The organism is Jiangella alkaliphila (assembly GCF_900105925.1).
In the GTDB taxonomy this organism is placed as follows: Bacteria; Actinomycetota; Actinomycetes; order Jiangellales; family Jiangellaceae; genus Jiangella; species Jiangella alkaliphila.
Genome location: NZ_LT629791.1, coordinates 1,489,122 through 1,505,904 on the forward strand (window position 1 = coordinate 1,489,122; position 16,783 = coordinate 1,505,904).

General features: G+C 72.8%; 15 protein-coding genes and 1 tRNA gene. 11 read left to right on the forward strand and 5 right to left on the reverse strand.

Features of this window, described 5'->3' with window-relative positions:
- Nucleotides 1-121: 121 nt before the first annotated feature.
- On the forward strand, nucleotides 122-661 hold the full coding sequence (locus tag BLV05_RS06915) for a dihydrofolate reductase family protein (protein WP_046767795.1): 540 nt from the start codon (nucleotides 122-124) through the stop codon (nucleotides 659-661).
- On the opposite strand, the gene BLV05_RS06920 is transcribed toward BLV05_RS06915, so the two are convergent.
- Nucleotides 646-3,900: a BTAD domain-containing putative transcriptional regulator gene (locus tag BLV05_RS06920; protein ID WP_046767796.1), complete on the reverse strand. Its 3,255-nt coding sequence runs from the start codon at nucleotides 3,898-3,900 to the stop codon at nucleotides 646-648. The two genes, BLV05_RS06915 and BLV05_RS06920, sit on opposite strands and share 16 nt — an antisense overlap.
- 112 nt (nucleotides 3,901-4,012) lie before the next feature.
- Between BLV05_RS06920 and BLV05_RS06925 the strand changes: the two genes are divergently transcribed.
- From BLV05_RS06925 to mraY, 5 genes are all read left to right on the forward strand, one after another.
- Complete coding sequence (locus BLV05_RS06925) at nucleotides 4,013-4,762, forward strand: glycoside hydrolase family 16 protein (RefSeq protein ID WP_046767797.1); 750 nt, start codon at nucleotides 4,013-4,015, stop codon at nucleotides 4,760-4,762.
- 10 nt (nucleotides 4,763-4,772) lie between these two features.
- Nucleotides 4,773-5,450 carry a hypothetical protein gene (locus tag BLV05_RS06930; RefSeq protein WP_046767798.1) on the forward strand — a complete coding sequence of 226 codons (678 nt, stop codon included), beginning with the start codon at nucleotides 4,773-4,775 and terminating at the stop codon, nucleotides 5,448-5,450.
- Between the two features lie 42 nt (nucleotides 5,451-5,492).
- The gene (locus BLV05_RS06935) at nucleotides 5,493-5,780 is read left to right on the forward strand and encodes a DUF1905 domain-containing protein (protein ID WP_046767799.1); all 288 of its coding nucleotides are present in this window, start codon (nucleotides 5,493-5,495) and stop codon (nucleotides 5,778-5,780) included.
- 15 nt (nucleotides 5,781-5,795) lie between these two features.
- Nucleotides 5,796-6,374 (forward strand): carbon-nitrogen hydrolase family protein, encoded by a 579-nt coding sequence (locus tag BLV05_RS06940; protein ID WP_052762286.1) that lies wholly within the window; start codon nucleotides 5,796-5,798, stop codon nucleotides 6,372-6,374.
- 75 nt (nucleotides 6,375-6,449) lie between these two features.
- On the forward strand, nucleotides 6,450-7,511 hold the full coding sequence (gene mraY / locus BLV05_RS06945) for a phospho-N-acetylmuramoyl-pentapeptide-transferase (RefSeq protein ID WP_046767800.1): 1,062 nt from the start codon (nucleotides 6,450-6,452) through the stop codon (nucleotides 7,509-7,511).
- A 1-nt stretch (nucleotide 7,512) separates the two neighbouring features.
- Here mraY and BLV05_RS06950 read toward each other — a convergent pair.
- The 3 genes from BLV05_RS06950 to BLV05_RS06960 all read right to left on the reverse strand — a co-directional run bounded on the left by BLV05_RS06950 (nucleotide 7,513) and on the right by BLV05_RS06960 (nucleotide 10,315).
- Nucleotides 7,513-7,586: transfer RNA gene (locus BLV05_RS06950), tRNA-Gly, on the reverse strand.
- A gap of 46 nt (nucleotides 7,587-7,632) precedes the next feature.
- Entirely contained in the window at nucleotides 7,633-9,621 is a 1,989-nt protein-coding gene (locus BLV05_RS06955) for a sensor histidine kinase (protein ID WP_046767801.1), read from the reverse strand.
- Nucleotides 9,611-10,315 (reverse strand): response regulator transcription factor, encoded by a 705-nt coding sequence (locus BLV05_RS06960; RefSeq protein ID WP_046767802.1) that lies wholly within the window; start codon nucleotides 10,313-10,315, stop codon nucleotides 9,611-9,613. The genes BLV05_RS06955 and BLV05_RS06960 overlap by 11 nt, the downstream gene beginning before the upstream one ends.
- Nucleotides 10,316-10,415: 100 nt before the next feature.
- Between BLV05_RS06960 and BLV05_RS06965 the strand changes: the two genes are divergently transcribed.
- Genes BLV05_RS06965 through BLV05_RS06980 form a run of 4 tightly spaced genes read left to right on the forward strand, consistent with a single transcriptional unit; the run spans nucleotide 10,416 to nucleotide 14,931 of the window.
- Nucleotides 10,416-11,582, forward strand: coding sequence for a hypothetical protein (locus tag BLV05_RS06965; RefSeq protein WP_052762287.1), 1,167 nt, complete (start codon nucleotides 10,416-10,418; stop codon nucleotides 11,580-11,582).
- Nucleotides 11,579-12,919 (forward strand): efflux RND transporter periplasmic adaptor subunit, encoded by a 1,341-nt coding sequence (locus BLV05_RS06970; RefSeq protein WP_046767803.1) that lies wholly within the window; start codon nucleotides 11,579-11,581, stop codon nucleotides 12,917-12,919. Before BLV05_RS06965 ends, BLV05_RS06970 begins: the two co-directional genes overlap by 4 nt.
- A 17-nt stretch (nucleotides 12,920-12,936) precedes the next feature.
- Nucleotides 12,937-13,638 (forward strand): ABC transporter ATP-binding protein, encoded by a 702-nt coding sequence (locus tag BLV05_RS06975; RefSeq protein WP_046767965.1) that lies wholly within the window; start codon nucleotides 12,937-12,939, stop codon nucleotides 13,636-13,638.
- Between the two features lie 60 nt (nucleotides 13,639-13,698).
- Nucleotides 13,699-14,931, forward strand: a complete 1,233-nt coding sequence (locus BLV05_RS06980; protein WP_046767804.1) for an ABC transporter permease — start codon at nucleotides 13,699-13,701, stop codon at nucleotides 14,929-14,931.
- Nucleotides 14,932-15,069: 138 nt separating this feature from the next.
- Here BLV05_RS06980 and BLV05_RS06985 read toward each other — a convergent pair whose 3' ends face one another.
- Entirely contained in the window at nucleotides 15,070-15,789 is a 720-nt protein-coding gene (locus tag BLV05_RS06985; protein WP_046767805.1) for a helix-turn-helix domain-containing protein, read from the reverse strand.
- Nucleotides 15,790-16,024: 235 nt separating this feature from the next.
- Here BLV05_RS06985 and BLV05_RS06990 point away from each other — a divergent pair, with 235 nt between their 5' ends.
- Nucleotides 16,025-16,690, forward strand: coding sequence for a DUF4097 family beta strand repeat-containing protein (locus BLV05_RS06990; RefSeq protein ID WP_046767806.1), 666 nt, complete (start codon nucleotides 16,025-16,027; stop codon nucleotides 16,688-16,690).
- Nucleotides 16,691-16,783 lie beyond the last annotated feature (93 nt).

The following is a 16,783-nucleotide window of genomic DNA, read 5'->3' on the forward strand; positions in this document are numbered from 1 at the left end:
GATGCACCTCCTGCCTCACGGCGTACCCCGTTCGGCCGCCGCTGAAGCGGACCTGAAGAGAACCGTAAGGCGGGCAGGACATCGTGGAGTCATCGAGAACGACACACAACAGGAGGACATCATGCGCAAGCTCATCGAGTCGACCTTCATCACGCTCGACGGCGCCATCGGGGAGCCGCACGTCTGGGGCCAGCCCTACTGGGACACGCAGCACAACGAGTACAACGCGAACCTGGCCTACGGCGTCGACGCCATGCTGCTGGGCCGGGCCACTTACGAGGGGTTCAAGGACGCCTGGACGTCGCGGGCCGGCGACCCGATCGCGGACCGCTTCAACGCGCTGCCGAAGTACGTCGCCTCGCGGACGCTCACCGGCGAGCTGGAGTGGAACTCGCGGGTCCTCGAGGGCGACGTGGCGCAGGCCGTCGCCGACCTGAAGGCCCAGCCCGGCGAGAGCATCATCAAGTACGGCACCGGCGAGCTGGACAAGACCCTGCTCGAGCACAAGCTGGTCGACGAGTACCACTTCTGGATGTACCCGGTGCTCTCGGGCGGCGACGGCTACCGCGTGTGGGACGGCTTCGACACCGTCCACCTGAAGCTCGTCGACCAGACGGTCTTCGAGTCCGGGATCATCGTGGGCGTCTACGCACCCAAGTGATCGACCCGACCCATGCGCGGCCGCCCGGCGAGTTCCCGGGCGGCCGCGCACGTCAGCTGTGCGCCGTCGGCGTGGGCCCCCTCGAACGCGGCGTCGTCCTGCACAGACCGGACCAGCGCCACGATGCGGTCCGCTTCCCGCTGCTCGGCCGGCGAGAGCGGGAGACCGACGGCGTCGCGTGCGGCATGCGCGGCGCCGAGCACGGCGGCGGCGTCGTGAGCCATCCCGCCCAGCGCCAGGGCGGCCGCCGCGCCCTCCAGCGCGAACGTCTGATCGCGGCCGGCGGCGATCTCGAGGCCGCTGTCGTGGGCGCGTAGGTGCAGGTCGAGCGCGGCGGCCGCGTCGCCTCGTTCGGCGGCGAGCAGGCCGAGCTCGTTGAGCACCATCGGCGCGTGGAAGGCGGTCCCGGCCGTCTCGGCCTGCTGCTCCGCGGCCCTGATCAGCTGCGTCAGCAGGTCCTCGGCGGCGTCCAGGTCGCCGGCCCGGCGGGCGGCGAAGGCCAGTCCGATCGACGCGAACACCTGCGCGGCCTGCGTGCCGTGCTCCTTCGCCAGGTGCAGCGCCCGTTCGCCGTGCGCGCGGGCGGCCGCGTTGTCGCCGGTCTGCACTCCGAGCCAGGCCAGCCACGACAGCATCCCGGCGACGTCCGGCCACAGGCCGAGCTCCTCCGCCCGCGGCAGCGCGTCGGCGCACAGCCGCAGGCCACGCTCGTAGTCGCCGGTGAGATCCGACTGCCCGATCAGCCAGTCGGTCGCCTGCAGCACGCCCCAGCCGTCACCGAGCTCGGTGAAGATCCGCACCGCCTCCGACGCCGTCTCCTCCATCGCGGCGGGGTCGCCGCCGACGTGTGCCAGCCGCGCCCGCAGGACGAGCGCGGCCGCCTGGCCCCACCGGTCGCCGGCGGCCGCGAACCCCGACGTGGCGCGGTCGAGCAGCCGGCCGGTGACAGCGGCGTCGCCGAGGTCGAACGTCGCGTGACAGAGGAACCACTCCGCGCGGGCCCGGGCGGCGGCCTCGTCCGCCTCCTCGAACGGGCGCAACGCCGCCGCGCAGCGCTGCTCCCAGTCCTGCTGGTCGCCCTGCATGACCGCGATGCCGGTGTGCCAGGTGAGTGCCTGTCCGCGGACCGCGGGCGGCGCGTCGCCGGGGATCGCCAGCGCCGTCTCCAGCGCCCGGCGGGCCTCCGTGAGCCGGCCGCGCAGCAGCCGGTACCACGTCAGCGAGCCGGTGAGCCGCAGCGCCAACTCGGCGTCGCCCAGCCGCTCGGCGGTGTCCAGCGCCGCGCGCAGGTTGGCCGACTCGACGTCCAGCGTGTGCAGCCACGCGCCCTGACCGGAGCCGCGCAGCTCGGCGTCGGCCCGCTCGGCCAGCACGGCGTAGTGGCGGGCGTGCCGGGCCCGGATCAGGGCGTGCTCGCCGGTCTCGTGCAGCCGGTTGACGCCGTACGCCGCGACGGACTCCAGCAGCCGGTAGCGCGGCCCGCCGGCCCGCTCGTCGACCACGACCAGCGACCGGTCCACCAGCCGGGCCAGCAGGTCCAGCACGTCGAGGGCACCCTCGGCGCACACGGCCTCCGCTGCCGCCAGCGTGCAGCCGTCGGCGTGCACGGCCAGCCGCCGGAGCACGACCTGCTCGTCAGGCTCGAGCAGGTTCCAGCTCCAGTCGATGGCGGCGGCGAGCGTGCGCTGCCGGGCCGGCCGGTCGCGCGGCCCGCTGCCGAGCGCGCGGAACCGGTCGTCCAGGCGGTCCAGCAGCGTGTGCACGCCCAGCGCGCGGACCCGGGTGGCGGCCAGCTCCAGCGCGAGCGGGATGCCGTCGAGCCGCCGGCACAGCTGGGCGACGACCGGGCCGGTGGACTCGTCCAGCGTGAACCCGCGGGCCGACGCCGCCGCCCGCTCGACGAACAGCCGCACGGCGCCTGACTCGGCGAGCCGGTCGTCGCCGTCATCGGCGGGCAGGTCCAGCGGCGGGACCTCCCAGAGGACCTCGCCGCTGAGCCCGAGCGGCTCTCGGCTGGTGGCCAGGACGGTCACGCCGGGCGCGGTGGTCAGCAGCCGGCCGGCGAGCGCGGCGGCGTGCTCGACGAGGTGCTCGCAGTTGTCCAGCACCAGCAGCATCCGGCGGTCGCGCAGCGCCTCGGCCAGCCGGTCCGACGGGGTGGCCGGCTGCTCGCCCGGGTCGGCGGCGTCGCGGACGCCGAGGGCGGCCATGGCCAGCTCGGCGATGTCGTCGATGGCGCGGCGCGGGTTCGGCCGCTCCAGCGCGGCCAGCTCGACCAGCCAGCCGCCGTCGTCGTAGCCGTCGGCGAGCGGGTGCGCGGCCGCCGTCGCGAGCCGGGTCTTGCCGACGCCGCCGGGGCCGGTCAGGGTGACCAGCCGCTCCTTGCCCAGCAGCTCGCGCAGCTCGGCGAGCGCGTCGTCACGGCCGATCAGCGCGGGCGGCGGCGGCAGGTTGGTGCGCGGCCGCCGTGGCCGTGCCGGACCCGGCGCCGGCGTCAGGCCCGGGTCCTGCTCGAGGATGGCCTGGTGCAGGGCGGCCAGTTCCGGCCCCGGGTCCAGGCCCAGCTCGTCGGCGAGGCCGCTGCGGAACGTCTCGTAGCCGTCGAGCGCCTCGCTCTGCCGCCCGGCCCGGTAGAGCGCGCGCAGGTGGACGGCGCGCAGCCGCTCGCGCAGCGGGTGGTCGGCGACCGGCGCGGCCAGCTCGGCGGCCAGGACGGTGTGCTCGCCCAGCTCCAGCCGCGCCTCGGCGAGCAGCTCGACCGCGGCCAGCCGCCGCTCCTCCCAGCCGGCGGCGACGGTGCGGGCGAACTCGTGGTCGGCGAAGTCGGCGAGGGCCGGGCCGCGCCAGAGGCCGAGCGCCTCCGTCAGCAGGTCCGCGCGCCGCTTCGGGTCGGCGTCGGTCGACTGGGCGTCGGTGACCAGTTGGGCGAACCGGGCGACGTCGACGGCGTCGGTCTCCAGCGCGTAGCCGGGGGCGCGGGAGACGACGAGGTCGCGGGCGCCCGCCTCGGCGTCGTCGAGCGCCTTGCGCAGCTGCGAGACCCGCACCTGCAGCGCGGCGCCGGGATTGGCCGGCGCGTCGTCGCCCCACACGTCCTCGACCAGCCGGTCGGCGGAGGCGGCCCGGCCCTGGTGGACGAGCAGGTCCGCCAGCAGCGCCCGGACCTTCACACCGGGGACGGTGACCGGGACGCCGTCGTCGGTCCAGACGGCCAGCGGGCCGAGGACGCCGAAACGCATGCGCCCACCCTAACCACGGGCCGGGGCCGGCCCGCGCCGGTCGGTCGCGGGCTCCCGCCGATCCCCGTCCGGAAGTAGGTTTCGCGCGGCCGGTTCGGGGCTACGATCGGGCATGGCCGTGCGCATGGAGGAACGGTTCGACGGCGATCGCCTCGACACCAGCGTCTGGTTTCCCTTTTACCTCTCGCACTGGAGTTCACGGGCCGAGTCGGCAGCGACGTACGCCGTGAGCGGTGGCGAGCTGCGGCTCTGGATCCCGCCGACGCAGGCGCTGTGGTCCGCCGACCGGCACGAGGAGCCGCTGCGGGTGTCGGCGCTGCAGACCGGCGCGTTCTCCGGCCCCGTCGGCAGCACGGTGGGCCAGCAGCCGCTCGCGCCCGGGATGACGGTGCGCGAGGAGCAGCCGCCGTTCTGGGGGTACACGCCGACCTACGGGCGGTTCGAGGTGCGCATGCGCGGGGTCGTGACCGAGCGGTCGATGGTCGCCTTCTGGATGTCCGGCATCGAGGATCGGCCGGAGCGGTCCGGCGAGATCCTGGTCGCGGAGGTCTTCGGGTCCGCGCCGCACAACGTCGGGATGGGCATCCGCGAGATCCGCGATCCGCTGCTGCGCGACGACGTCGAGACGCCCTGGCTCGACCTCGAGCTCTCCGAGTTCCACCTCTACGGCGTCGACTGGCGCCCGGGCCGCGTCACCTTCAGCGTCGACGGCCGGGTCGTGCGGGTGGTGCACCAGGCGCCGGACTACCCGCTGCAGCTGATGCTCGGCGTATTCGACTTCCCCGCCCGCGGCGGCTCCGACGACGACGTCCCCGAGCTGTTCGTCACGCACGTGACGGGCGAGCCGCTGCATTCCGTCTAGGCTCGCGGGCGTGCAACGGTTGCTCGGTGGCTCGGCCAGTCCGGCCGGCTGGTGGGTGTCCTATCTAGAGGTCCCGTTCGAGCGGGTCGTCGACGCGGTGTGGCGCGGGACGGTGCGGCGTCGCCGCCCTTGGCAGCAGGCCCTGCCGCGCTACCCGGACTGCCTCGAGACGGTGGAGCCGTTCACTGTGCCGATCACGCGGTACCTCATCATCGGGTGCGATGGGAACTGGACCGCGCTGGTCGACAACAACGCGCTCGGTGGCGAGCCGTCGGTGGCCGGGCCGCTCGAGGCCGCGATCCCCGGCGTTTGCCGTGTGACGGCTCTGCACGCGCCGCGGCACGGACCCGGGCACGCTGGAACCCAGTTGCGGGTCAGCTGGCATGACGGTACGCCACTGCAGCCGTACCGCCGCGAACTCTGCGCGGACTGCGCCGACGGCCGATGGAGCTGGTACGAGCACGGCACGCCAATGCCGTTCGAACGGCCGGAGCTGTACGAGGCACGCATGATCAAGCGGCGGTTCAACCGCGACATCCTGGTCGAGTACCTGGCGGCCATGGGCATCCGCGCCGACGACGACGCGTTCTATGGCGGGCCGGTCGCGATGGTCGACCTCCCTCGGTTCGGCAGGGAAGTCGTGCGCAGCCGGGCGGAGGCGCTTGCCTGGCTCGAGGTCCACGACTGACGGCGAGCCGCACGCCGCTCCGTCCCTCCTTATGCTGACCGGGTGGATCTGGAGTTCCGTGGCGAGATCTGGCACTGGCGCGGCCCGTCGCCGTATCACTTCGTCACCGTGCCGGCAGACGAGGCGGCCGAGCTGGCTGAGGCGGCGGCGATGGTGACGTACGGCTGGGGGATGATCCCGGTCCGCGCCCGCATCGACGGCACCGAATGGACCACGTCGCTCTACCCGAAAGACGGCGGCTACGTCGTCCCCATCAAGGACGTCGTGCGCCGTGGCGAGAACCTGCAGGTCGGCGAGGTCGTCACGATCAATCTGTTCGTCGACGTCTGATCATCGCGTCGGAGAGTGACGTTGCGGGTCGGCGCCTGCCAGACGCCGGAACTCCTGGGCGACGTCGAAGCGGCCCTGGTGTGCCTCCAGGACTTCGCGACGCGCGCCGCCGCACAGGGCGTCGATCTGCTGCTGTTCCCGGAGTGCTTCCTGCAGGGCTATCTGGTCGACGAGCAGCAGGCCGCTACCGCAAGACGCACCTCGTGGCCGGCGAGTCCCTGTTTCCACCGGGGCGACGCCTATCCGACCTTCGACCTGCGGGGCGTCAGGTTCGGCATCAACATCTGCTACGACACCCGGTTCGCCGAAGCCGCTGCCGCGGTCGCGGCGCAGGGCGCGCACCTGCTCCTCGTTCCCGCGCAGAACATGATGCGCCGCGAGGCCGCGCACCGGTGGCAGAACCTGCACCACACGATCCGGGCCGAACGCGTGCGTGAGACCGGGATGTGGCTGGTGTCGGCGGACGTCACCGGCGAACGCGACGAGCACCGCGTAGGCCTCGGCCCGACCAGTGTCATCGACCCCCGCGCCGAGGTCGTCGCGCAGGTGCCGCCGATGACGACGGGCATGGTGGTCGCGGATATCGGTATCTGAGGTCCGCTATCGTGGCGGTCGCCGCGGCGATCCGGGTGCGCCGACGCGGAGCCGATGGGTGAGGGAGAACGCCAGGTGGCTGCAGTACTGACCGCGGCTGTCGTCGGTCTGGTGGTCTCGATCCTCGGAACCCGGGCAGCCATCTGGGCGCTCGTCCGGCGTGGCTACGGCCAGCCGATCCGCGACGAACTCTCGACGAGTCATCAGACCAAACGGGGCACGCCCACGATGGGCGGGATGGTGATCATCCTCGCGGCCCTGGCCGGCTACGCGGTGGCCCACCTGACGCGCGCGTCCGAGCCGTCGGTCTCGGCGCTGCTGGTGCTCGGCCTGATGGTCGGGCTCGGTCTGGTCGGATTCCTCGACGACTACATCAAGATCTTCAAGCAGCGGAGCCTGGGCCTGCGCAGCCGGGCGAAGATGACCGGGCAGGTGGTCGTCGCGCTCGGGTTCGCGCTGCTCGCGATCCGGTTCGAGGACGACCAGTCGCTGACCCCGGCGTCGCAGGCCGTGTCGTTCCTGCGCGACACCCCGATCGTCCTGCCGGTCGTGCTGTTCGTGGTCTGGGCGCTGCTGATCATCTCCGGCACCTCGAACGCGGTGAACCTGACCGACGGGCTGGACGGCCTGGCCACCGGCGCGTCGGCCATGGTGTTCGGTGCCTACACGCTCATCGGGATCTGGCAGTTCAACCAGAACTGCCAGACCGCTCCGGGACCGGCCTGCTACGAGGTGCGCGACCCGCTCGACCTTGCCGTCGTGGCGGCCGCGCTGGTGGGCGCGTGCATCGGGTTCCTGTGGTGGAACGCCCACCCCGCCAGGATCATCATGGGCGACACCGGGGCGCTGGCGCTGGGCGGAGCGATGGCCGGCCTGGCCATCACCACCCGCACCGAACTGCTGCTCATCATCCTCGGCGGCCTGTTCGCGATCGTCACCCTGTCCGTGGTGCTGCAGGTCGGCTACTTCAAGCTGACCGGCGGCCGACGGTTGTTCCGGATGACGCCGCTGCATCACCACTTCGAGCTCAAGGGCTGGAGCGAGGTCACGATCGTGATCCGCTTCTGGATCATCGCCGGCAGCTGCGTGGCCATGGGGCTCGGCATCTTCTACGCGCAGTGGGTGGCCGTGACCTGAGTGGAGCGGGTGACGGGAATCGAACCCGCGTTATCAGCTTGGGAAGCTGGAGTTCTACCATTGAACTACACCCGCAGATGCCGCCCCTAGAGGCGGCACGACGCCGAGCATACCGCACGGCTCATGCGGCCGGGACGGCTGCGCGCACCGGCACCCTGATGGTGAACGTCGACCCGGCGCCGACCATGCTCGACACCGTCACTGTGCCGTCGTGCGCCTCGACCAGGTGCTTGGTGATGGCGAGGCCGAGACCGCTGCCGCCGGTGGCGCGGGTGCGCGAGGTGTCGGTGCGGTAGAAGCGGTCGAACAGGTGCTCCAGGTGCTCGGGCGCGATGCCGGGCCCGTCGTCGCGGACGGCGAGGACGACCTCGTCGGTGGCCACGTCGTGCGACACCCGGACGAGCACGGTGCTGCCGGAGCCTGAGTACTGGACGGCGTTGGCCACCAGGTTGCCCAGCGCCTGGCGCAGCCGCACCGGGTCGGCGTCGGCGACGACGGTCGAGGGCGCGGCGACGACCAGCTCGACCGACGACGCGGACGCGGACGGCTGGTGCGCGGCGACCACCTGGCGGGCCAGCTCGGCGACGTCGGTGTCCTCGCGGTGGACGCGCAGCATGCCGGCGTCGGCGAGGGCGAGGTCCTGCAGGTCGTCGATCAGACGTTGCAGCAGCGTGGACTCCTCCAGCAGCGACGTCACCAGCTGCGCGTCCATCGCCACGACGCCGTCCTCGGCCGCCTCGAGATAGCCGCGGACGTTGGCCAGCGGCGTGCGCAGCTCGTGCGCTATGTCGCTGACCATCGCCTTGCGCTGCCGCTCGTTCGCCTCGATCGAGGATGCCATCGCGTTGAACGCGTGCCCCAGCGCGGCCACCTCGTCGCGGCCGGTGACCTTGACCCGGGTGCCGCGGGCGCCGGCCGCGAGCCGCTGAGCGGCGTCGGTGAGGGTGCGGATCGGGTGCGACAGGCGCCGGCCGGCGAAGACGGTGACGCCGGTGGCGGCCGCGAGCACGCCCAGGCCGGTCAGCGCGGTCCGCACCCAGCCGTCGCCGGTGAACGCGTCGAACCGGTCGGTGGAACCGATGTACAGCAGCGCGGGGTCGGCGAGGAACGGCTCCATCGCCTGCTCGCCGGCCTGGACGGAGCAGTCGGCCAGCGCGGCGAGGGCGGTCGCGTCGGTGGAGTCGACGGAGAGCTGGATCAGGCCGGTCTCGGGGGAGAACGTGGGTGCCGCGGCGACGCCGGCCGCCGTGAGGCACTCCTCGGTCAGCCGCGCCTGCTCGCTGTTCAGCGCCTGGCTGGCCTCGCTGGCCAGCGACAGCTCCTTCGGCACGCACTCGCGGACGCTGGTGTCGACGGGTGCGACATCGATGGTCTCCTGCGGCTTCTCCAGGACGGTGCCGACCGGGTCCGACGACGTCCGCAGCACCGTGCCGTCGGGGCTGACGAACAACCCGTCGGTCCCGAGCTGCTGCAGGCAGGCGTTGGCCTCGGCGACCAGCCGCTCGCGGGTCTTGGCCTCCTCCTCGGTCAGCCGCCAGTCCAGCGGCGTCGCCATCGGCCCGCTGACGACGCTCAGCTCCGCGCTGGTGCCTTGCAGGCTGATGAGCTCGTCGGGCGGTGCGGTTTCGCTGCCGGGCTCCGGCGAGGCGTCGGCCGACGGCGCGTCCTCGCGGGCCACCCCGCCGCCACCGGCCCAGCCCTCGATGGCCATCGGCGCCGCGGCCGTCATCGCGAATCCGCCGTCCATGACGGCCAGCGGCGCCATGGGGTCGATCTCCGCGGTCGGGGTGGACGGCAGCGGCGGGGCGCCGCCGCCGGACGCGGCGGAGTCGGCCAGCACCTCGCCGCCGGGGTCGGTCACCGCGACCCGGTTCCCCGTCCGCTCGGCCAGCTCGTCGACCAAAGGGCCGACGCCGTCCCACGAGTCGTGGTTCTGTGCGTAGGCGGCCAGCGCCCCGTAGACGTCGGAGTCGGCCTCGAGGGTGCTCTCGAACTCGCCGCGGAGGCGCTGGCTGGTGCTCTGGGTGGTGAGCCAGGCGGTGCCGGCGATGGAGATGATCGCCACGCCGAGGAACAGCACGAGCAGGCGGACGAACAGGCTACGACGCATCGCGCACTCCTGGTTGATCGGCCATCTTGTAGCCGACGCCATACACCGTCAGCAGGAACGCCGGCGCCGCCGGATCGGTCTCGATCTTGCGCCGCAGGTTCATGACGTGCACGTCCACGGTTCGGTCCAGCGCATAGTGGTCGAAGCCGAACGCCTGCTCCAGCAGCTTCTGCCGCGGGAACACCCGGCCGGGCTCCGCGGCCAGGCAGGCCAGGATCTTGAACTCGGCCGGCGTCACGTCGATCTCGCGGCCGTCGACGAACACCTGGTGCCGCGCGGTGTCGACCACGAGGTCGCCGATGCGCAGCCGCGAGTCGGCGGTCCGGAGCCGGTCGGCCCGCCGCAGGATGGTGCGGACCCGGGCGACCAGCTCGCGCGGGCTGTACGGCTTGGTGAGGTAGTCGTCGGCGCCGAGGTCGAGACCGAGCAGCAGGTCGTCCTCGGTGGACCGCGCGGTCAGCATGATGATCGGGGTGTCGGACTCGGTGCGCAGGATGCGGCAGACGTCGAGGCCGTCGACGCGCGGCATCATCACGTCGAGCACCAGCAGGTCGGGCTCACGCCGCCGAGCCTCGTCCAGAGCGGTGCGCCCGTCGTGGGTGATGACGACGGAGTGACCCTCGCGCTCGAGGTAGCGGCGGACGAGCTCGGCCTGTTTGACGTCGTCCTCGGCCACGAGGATCCGGGCTCCCATGACATTCGAGTGTGGCAGGAACCTGTCAGGAACCTGTGAAGAGCGCCGATCTGACGGCTCCTTCACAGGTTCTTCACAGTGGACTTCGCACCCTCTAGGCATGACGAATTGGCGAGCACGGGCCCGGCTGCTGGCGTTCGCCTGCGTGGCCGGTCTGGTCCTGACCGGCTGTGGCGACGACGACGGCAGCGGCGGGCAGAACGACGGGACGAACGGCGACTCCGCGGACCAGGCCGGCGACGGCGAGGAGCTCAGCCCGCTGGAGGAGTACATGGGCGAGAACTCCGGCTTCGCCGGCGGCGGCCGGATGACGGTCGCCCTGTCCGCGGGGGACATGGACGAGGAGCAGCGCCAGCAGATGCGCCAGGTCGAGGAGCTGGTGGCCGCCTGCATGCAGGAGGCCGGCTTCGAGTACGTCCCGGTCGACCCGTTCGGCGGCGACACCGGTGAAGACCCGTTCGCGGAGGCCTATGCGCTCCCGCCGGACGAGTTCGCCCGCGAGTACGGCTACGGCATGACCACGCTCATGGACCCGAACAAGGGCGACGAGCAGGAGTCCACCGACCCGAACGAGGCGATCCGCGAGGGCCTGTCCAAGACGGCCCTCGAGGAGTACTCCCGCACGCTCTGGGGTGACACGGTGCAGATGGCCGAGGGCGGCGGCGCCGTCTCCGTCGCGCCGGGGCCGGGCGGGACCGGCGCGCCAGTAGAGCCGGAGGACATGGGCTGCCACGGCGAGGCCAGCGCGGAGGTCTTCGGCGAGGACGGCGGCATGATGAAGGGCCCGGACTTCAGCGAGTTCGAGGGCCTGTTCGAGGACCTGGAGGCGCTGCGCGAGCGGATCGAGAGCGACCCGCGCATCATCGAGGCGACCGAGGCGTGGTCGGCGTGCATGGCCGAGGCCGGCTACAGCGAGTTCGACACGCCGACGGCCGCCGAGGACTCGGTCATGGAGCGGATGAGCGAGCTCTACGGCTGGGAGGACCAGGGCTCCGGCGACGACACCAGCGAGGACGGCCCGAGCGTCACCATGGGCGGCCCCGACGAGGTCGACGTCGACGAGGCGGCGCTGGCGGAGCTGCAGGAGTACGAGATCGCGGTCGCGACCGCCGACTACGACTGCGAGGAGCAGGAGTTCGTCGACGTCCAGCAGGAGGTCGCGTGGGGCTTCGAGGAGGACTTCGTCGAGGAGCACCGGGCCGAGCTGGAGCGCTATCGCGACGCGATGGCGGAGGGCCCGGCGGGTAACGCCGGTGGCGTCGGGTGAGCCGAGCGCGCAGCCGGACCCTCCTCATCGTCGGCGGCACTGCCGTCATCGCCCTGGGCGCCGGCATCTTCGCCGGCACCCGCATCACCTCTCCCGCCGACGCCATCGCGCGGACGGCCGCGCCCGAGGCGTCCGAGGTCACGGTGCCGGTTGAGCTGCGGGCGCTGAACAGCGAGGTGGTGACCCGCGGTGACGTGACCGCGGCCGGCGCCGTCGACGTCACGCCGGAGACCGGCGGACTGGAGACGCCGCCGATCGTGACCGGCCAGGTGCCGGAGGTCGGCGCGGAGATCGCGGAGGGCGCGGCCCTGCTGGAGATCGTCGGCCGGCCGCTGATCGCGCTGGCCGGCGAGTTGCCCATGTACCGGTCGATGCGGCCGGGCATGAGCGGCCCCGACGTCGAGCAGCTGGAGATCACGCTGGACCGGCTCGGGCTGGATCCGGGCGAGGTCGACGACGAGTACACCGCGTCGACCGGGGACGCCGTCGAGGAGCTGTTCGAGCGGATCGGCTACGAGCCGCCGGCGCCGGACCCGCAGGCCGAGGCCGAGCTGGACGCCGCGAACGACGCCGTCGAACAGGCCGAGGACGCGGTCGAAGACGCCGAGGACGCGCTCGACGCGGCGGCGCCCGGACCGGACGGCGCACCGGCCGACGAGGACGCACTCGAGGACGCGGTGGAGGACGCCCGCGACCAGCTGGCCGACGCACAGACCGCTCGCGACGAGGCCGCGGCCGCCGCAGGCACGCCGCTGCCCGCGTCCGAGGTGGTGTTCGTGCCGAGCCTGCCGCGGCGCGTCGACGAGGTGCACGTCCGCCGCGGTGGCCAGATCGACGGCGCCGTCATGTCGGTGAGCGGCGCCTCGCTGGTCGTCACCGCGAACGTGGACGACGCCGACCACGAGCTGCTGGCCGTGGAGCAGGCGGTGTCCATCGAGCTGCCCACCGGCGAGCAGGTGCCCGGCACCATCACGGCGATCGCCGAGGCCGAGGGCGAGGGCGCCACCGGCTGGGACGTCACCGTCACGCCGGGCGAGCTGACGCCGGAGCAGGCCGAGGCGCTGCGCGGCCAGAACGTCCGCATCACGGTGCCGATCGAGAGCACCGAGGGCGACGTGCTCGCCGTCCCGCTGGCGGCGCTCACCGCCGGGCCGGGCGGCGAGTCGCGGGTCGAGGTCATGCGCGACGGCGTCGCCGAGCTGGTCGAGGTCGAGGTCGGCCTGACCGCCCAGGGCTTTGCCGAGGTCACGGCCGTCGACGGCACCCTCGCCGAGGGTGACCTGGTGGTCGTCGGCGACGGCGGCGACGGCACCGACGACGAGGGTGGTGAGGAGTGACGCCGCCGGTGGTCGAGATGAGCGGCGTGGGCCGGGTGTACCCCGGCCCGCCGCGCGTCGAGGCCGTCCGCGACGTCGACCTCACCATCGCGTCGGGCGAGTACCTGTCGATCATCGGGCCGTCCGGATCGGGCAAGTCGACGCTGCTGCACCTGCTCGGGCTGCTGGACCGGCCCTCGCACGGCGTCTACCGGCTGGACGGCGTCGACGTCAGCACGCTGTCCGAGCGGCGCCGCACCCGGGTGCGTGGCGAGCGGATCGGCTTCGTGTTCCAGGCCTTCCACCTGCTGCCGCACCGCAGCGTGCTGGAGAACGTCGAGCTGGCGATGATCTACCTGCGGGTGCCGCGGCGGGACCGGACGGCGCGCGCGACGGCCACGCTGGAACGGGTCGGGCTCGGGCACCGGCTGGACTTCGACCCGATCACGCTGTCCGGCGGCGAGCGGCAGCGGGTGGCCATCGCCCGGGCGCTGGTCGCGCAGCCGAGCCTGTTGCTGGCCGACGAGCCGACCGGCAACCTCGACTCGGGCAACGCGGCGTCGGTGCTGGACCTGTTCGACGAGCTGCACGCCGAGGGCCTCACGCTCGCCGTCATCACCCACGACGACGGCGTCAGCGCGCGGGCGCAGCGGCGGGTCCGCATCGTCGACGGAACGGTGAGCCGACAAGCGAGCGCAGCCGTCGGCGCGAGGGACGAGCGCCTGGTGCGGAGCGAGTGAGGAGGCGAACGTGACCATGAAGCACAGCATGTCCGACGTCGCGGCGGCCGGGGTGGTCGCATGAGACGGCCGCGACAGCGGCTGACCCGCGGCGGGCGCCGGATGACGTTGCGCGATCTGCTCGGCGAGTCGCTCGCCGGGGTGGCCGCCCGGCCGTCGCGGCTGGCGCTGACGACCTTGGGCACGGTGCTGGGCATCGCGGCGCTGGTGGCGACGATCGGGCTCGGTCAGACCGCGGCCGGGCAGATCTCCGACCGGTTCGATGCCGTCGCGGCCACCAGGGTCACCGTCGAGCCGGGGGAGACCGACGGGCCGGACGGCGAGGTCGCACTGACCCAGCTCCCGTGGGACGCGCCGGAGCGGATGAAGCGGCTGACCGGCGTCGCGTCGGCCGGGATCTTCGCGACCGTCGACGTCGGTGGTGACCCGGTCCGCGGCGTGCCGTACGGGACGCAGGAGCAGACCGTGCCGGTCGCGGCCGCGTCGGCCGGCCTGTTCGAGGCGCTCGGCGCGGACCTCGCCGGTGGCCGGTTCTTCGACGAGGGGCACGACGAGCGCGGCGACGCCGTCGTCGTCCTCGGCCGGTACGCCGCCGACCGGCTCGGCATCAACCGGGTGGACTCGCAGCCGTCGATCTTCATCGGCGACCGCGCGTTCACGGTGATCGGGATCCTGGACGCCGTCGACTACCGGTCAGAGCTGCAGGACTCGGTGATCATGCCGATGACGACCGCCCGGGAGCTGTACGGGCTGGAGGCGCCCGAGGTGCTGGAGGTCCGGACCGATCTCGGTGCCGCCCAGCTGATCGGCCGGCAGGCGCCGATCGCCGTCGACCCGAACAACCCCGACCTGCTCGACGTGTCCGCGCCGCCCGCGCCGGGCTCGCTGCGCGACAACGTGTCGGCCGACGTCAACGGGCTGTTCCTGGCGCTCGGCGGACTGGCGTTGCTGGTCGGCGGACTGGGCATCGCGAACGTCACGCTGCTGTCGGTGCTGGAGCGGGTGTCCGAGATCGGGCTGCGGCGGGCGGTCGGCGCGGGCCGGTCGCACGTCGCCGGGCAGTTCCTGATCGAGAGCGGGATCGTCGGGTTCCTCGGTGGGCTGATCGGGTCGACCGTCGGCGTGCTGGCGACGGTCGGCGTGTCGGTGGTGCGCGACTGGACGCCGCTGCTGGACACCAGGCTCGCGCTGGTGGCGCCGCTGCTCGGCGGCCTGATCGGGCTCGTAGCGGGGGCGTACCCGGCCTGGCGCGCGTCCGCGGTCGAGCCGATCACGGCGTTGCGCAGTGGCTGACGTTGTGGGTTCGGTGGGGTCCGGCGGAGGGGGCGGTGGATGCTGCGCCGGCTCCGCTTCGCGGCGGTGAAGCATGCCGCGTGCGCTCTTGACGCCGGCTCCGCATCCACCGCCCCCTCCACCTGGGTGGCCCCCTCCCTAGCTCGGGGCGGCCTTCGTGTGGAGGACCTCGCGGGCCTGCTCGGCGGCGCGGGTGATGCTCTCGGCGACGAAGTCGACGAAGCGGGCGATGTTCTCGAGGCGGATGCCGGCCGGGGTACCGCGGCCCAGGACGCCGACGCCCTGCCGTGCGGTCTCGGCGAGCAGGATGTTGGTCCGGGCGCTGGCGAGCATGGATTGGTACCAGACCTCGTTGTCGGCGACGTAGCGCTCGCGCCGGCCCTCGTCGCGACGGCGGAGCACGAGGCCCTGGTGCTCGAGGAACGTGATCGCCTTCGAGATCGACGCCGGGCTGACCTGGAGCCGCTGGACCAGCTCGGCCGCGGTGAGGCTGCCGGCGTCGATGGTGAAGAGGCAGGTCAGCACCTGGGCCGAGATGCGCGGCAAGCCCTGCTGCATGAGGAGGGTGGTGAAGGTCTCCTCGTACTCCCGCACGGCCTCGGCGTCGCGCCCGTGGGCCTGCGGGAGCGCCTGCGGCCCGCGGGGCGCGGCCGGCCGGCGCCGGTGGGCGCGGCGTTCGGTGGCGCGATGGGCCAGCTCGGCGCGGTAGTCGGCGGGGCCGCCGTTGCGCATGACCTCGCGCGTGATGGTCGACGTGGGGCGGTCGAGCCGCCGTGCGATCTCCGCGTAGGCGAGGTCGTCGGCCAGGCCCAGCGCGATCTGCTGGCGTTCCCGCTGGGTGAGCCTGCCTCCCGGCATCGTGTGGTCTCCTCACGTGCGTCTCGAATGCCTCCAGCGTAGCCTTCAGCGCTCATCCATTGCAACGTCGTCACGGTGGGATGTTGCATTGAAATCTGCTCCATTGCAATGATTTGGCCGCAGTTACCTGCGATAACGCCGTTCCGGTGCAACGACATGATTGCCAAAACGTCGAACGCAACGTAGCGTTTCCATCATCAGAAACAACAACACGCGACCACAGGAGCTGAGCACGATGCACACGTTCGACACCCCCACCCCGATCACCGCCGTCCTCGACATCCCCGCCGGGCGGGTGCAGTTCATCGCCGCCGACCGGGCCGACACCACCGTCGAGGTCCGCCCCGTCGACGCCTCGAAGAGTCGCGACGTCAAGCTGGCCGAGCGGACCACCGTCGAGTACAGCGACGGCGTCCTGCGCGTCGAGGCCGTGGCCAAGCACCAGATCCTCGGCAGCTCCGGCTCCATCGAGGTCACGGTGCAGCTGCCGGCCGGTTCCCGCGTCGAGGCGAAGACGGCCGCCGCCGACTTCCGCGGCGTCGGTCGGCTCGGCGAGGTCACCTTCGAGGGCGCGGCCGCCGACGTCAAGGTCGACGAGGCCGCGAGCGCCCGGCTCGCCACGCAGGCCGGTGACGTCTCCGTCGGCCGCCTCAACGGCCCGGGGGAGCTCAGCACCTCCAAGGGCGACCTCAAGGTCGACGAGGCCGTGAGCGGCACTGTCGTGCTGCGCACCCAGGTCGGCGACGTGACGGTCGGCGCCGCCGCCGGCGTGTCCGCCTCGCTGGACGCGGGCACCACGATCGGCCGCATCAGCAACTCGCTGCGCAACACCGACGGCGTGGCCGAGCTGAACATCCACGCGACCACCATCACCGGTGACATCTCCGCTCACAGCCTCTGAGCGCCGAGGTGGCCGCCGCGGCCGCACCCTGAGCGCGTCACGCCGACACGGTCGGCGCGGCGCGCTCAGTGGCGTCGCAGGCCCGATGCTGGT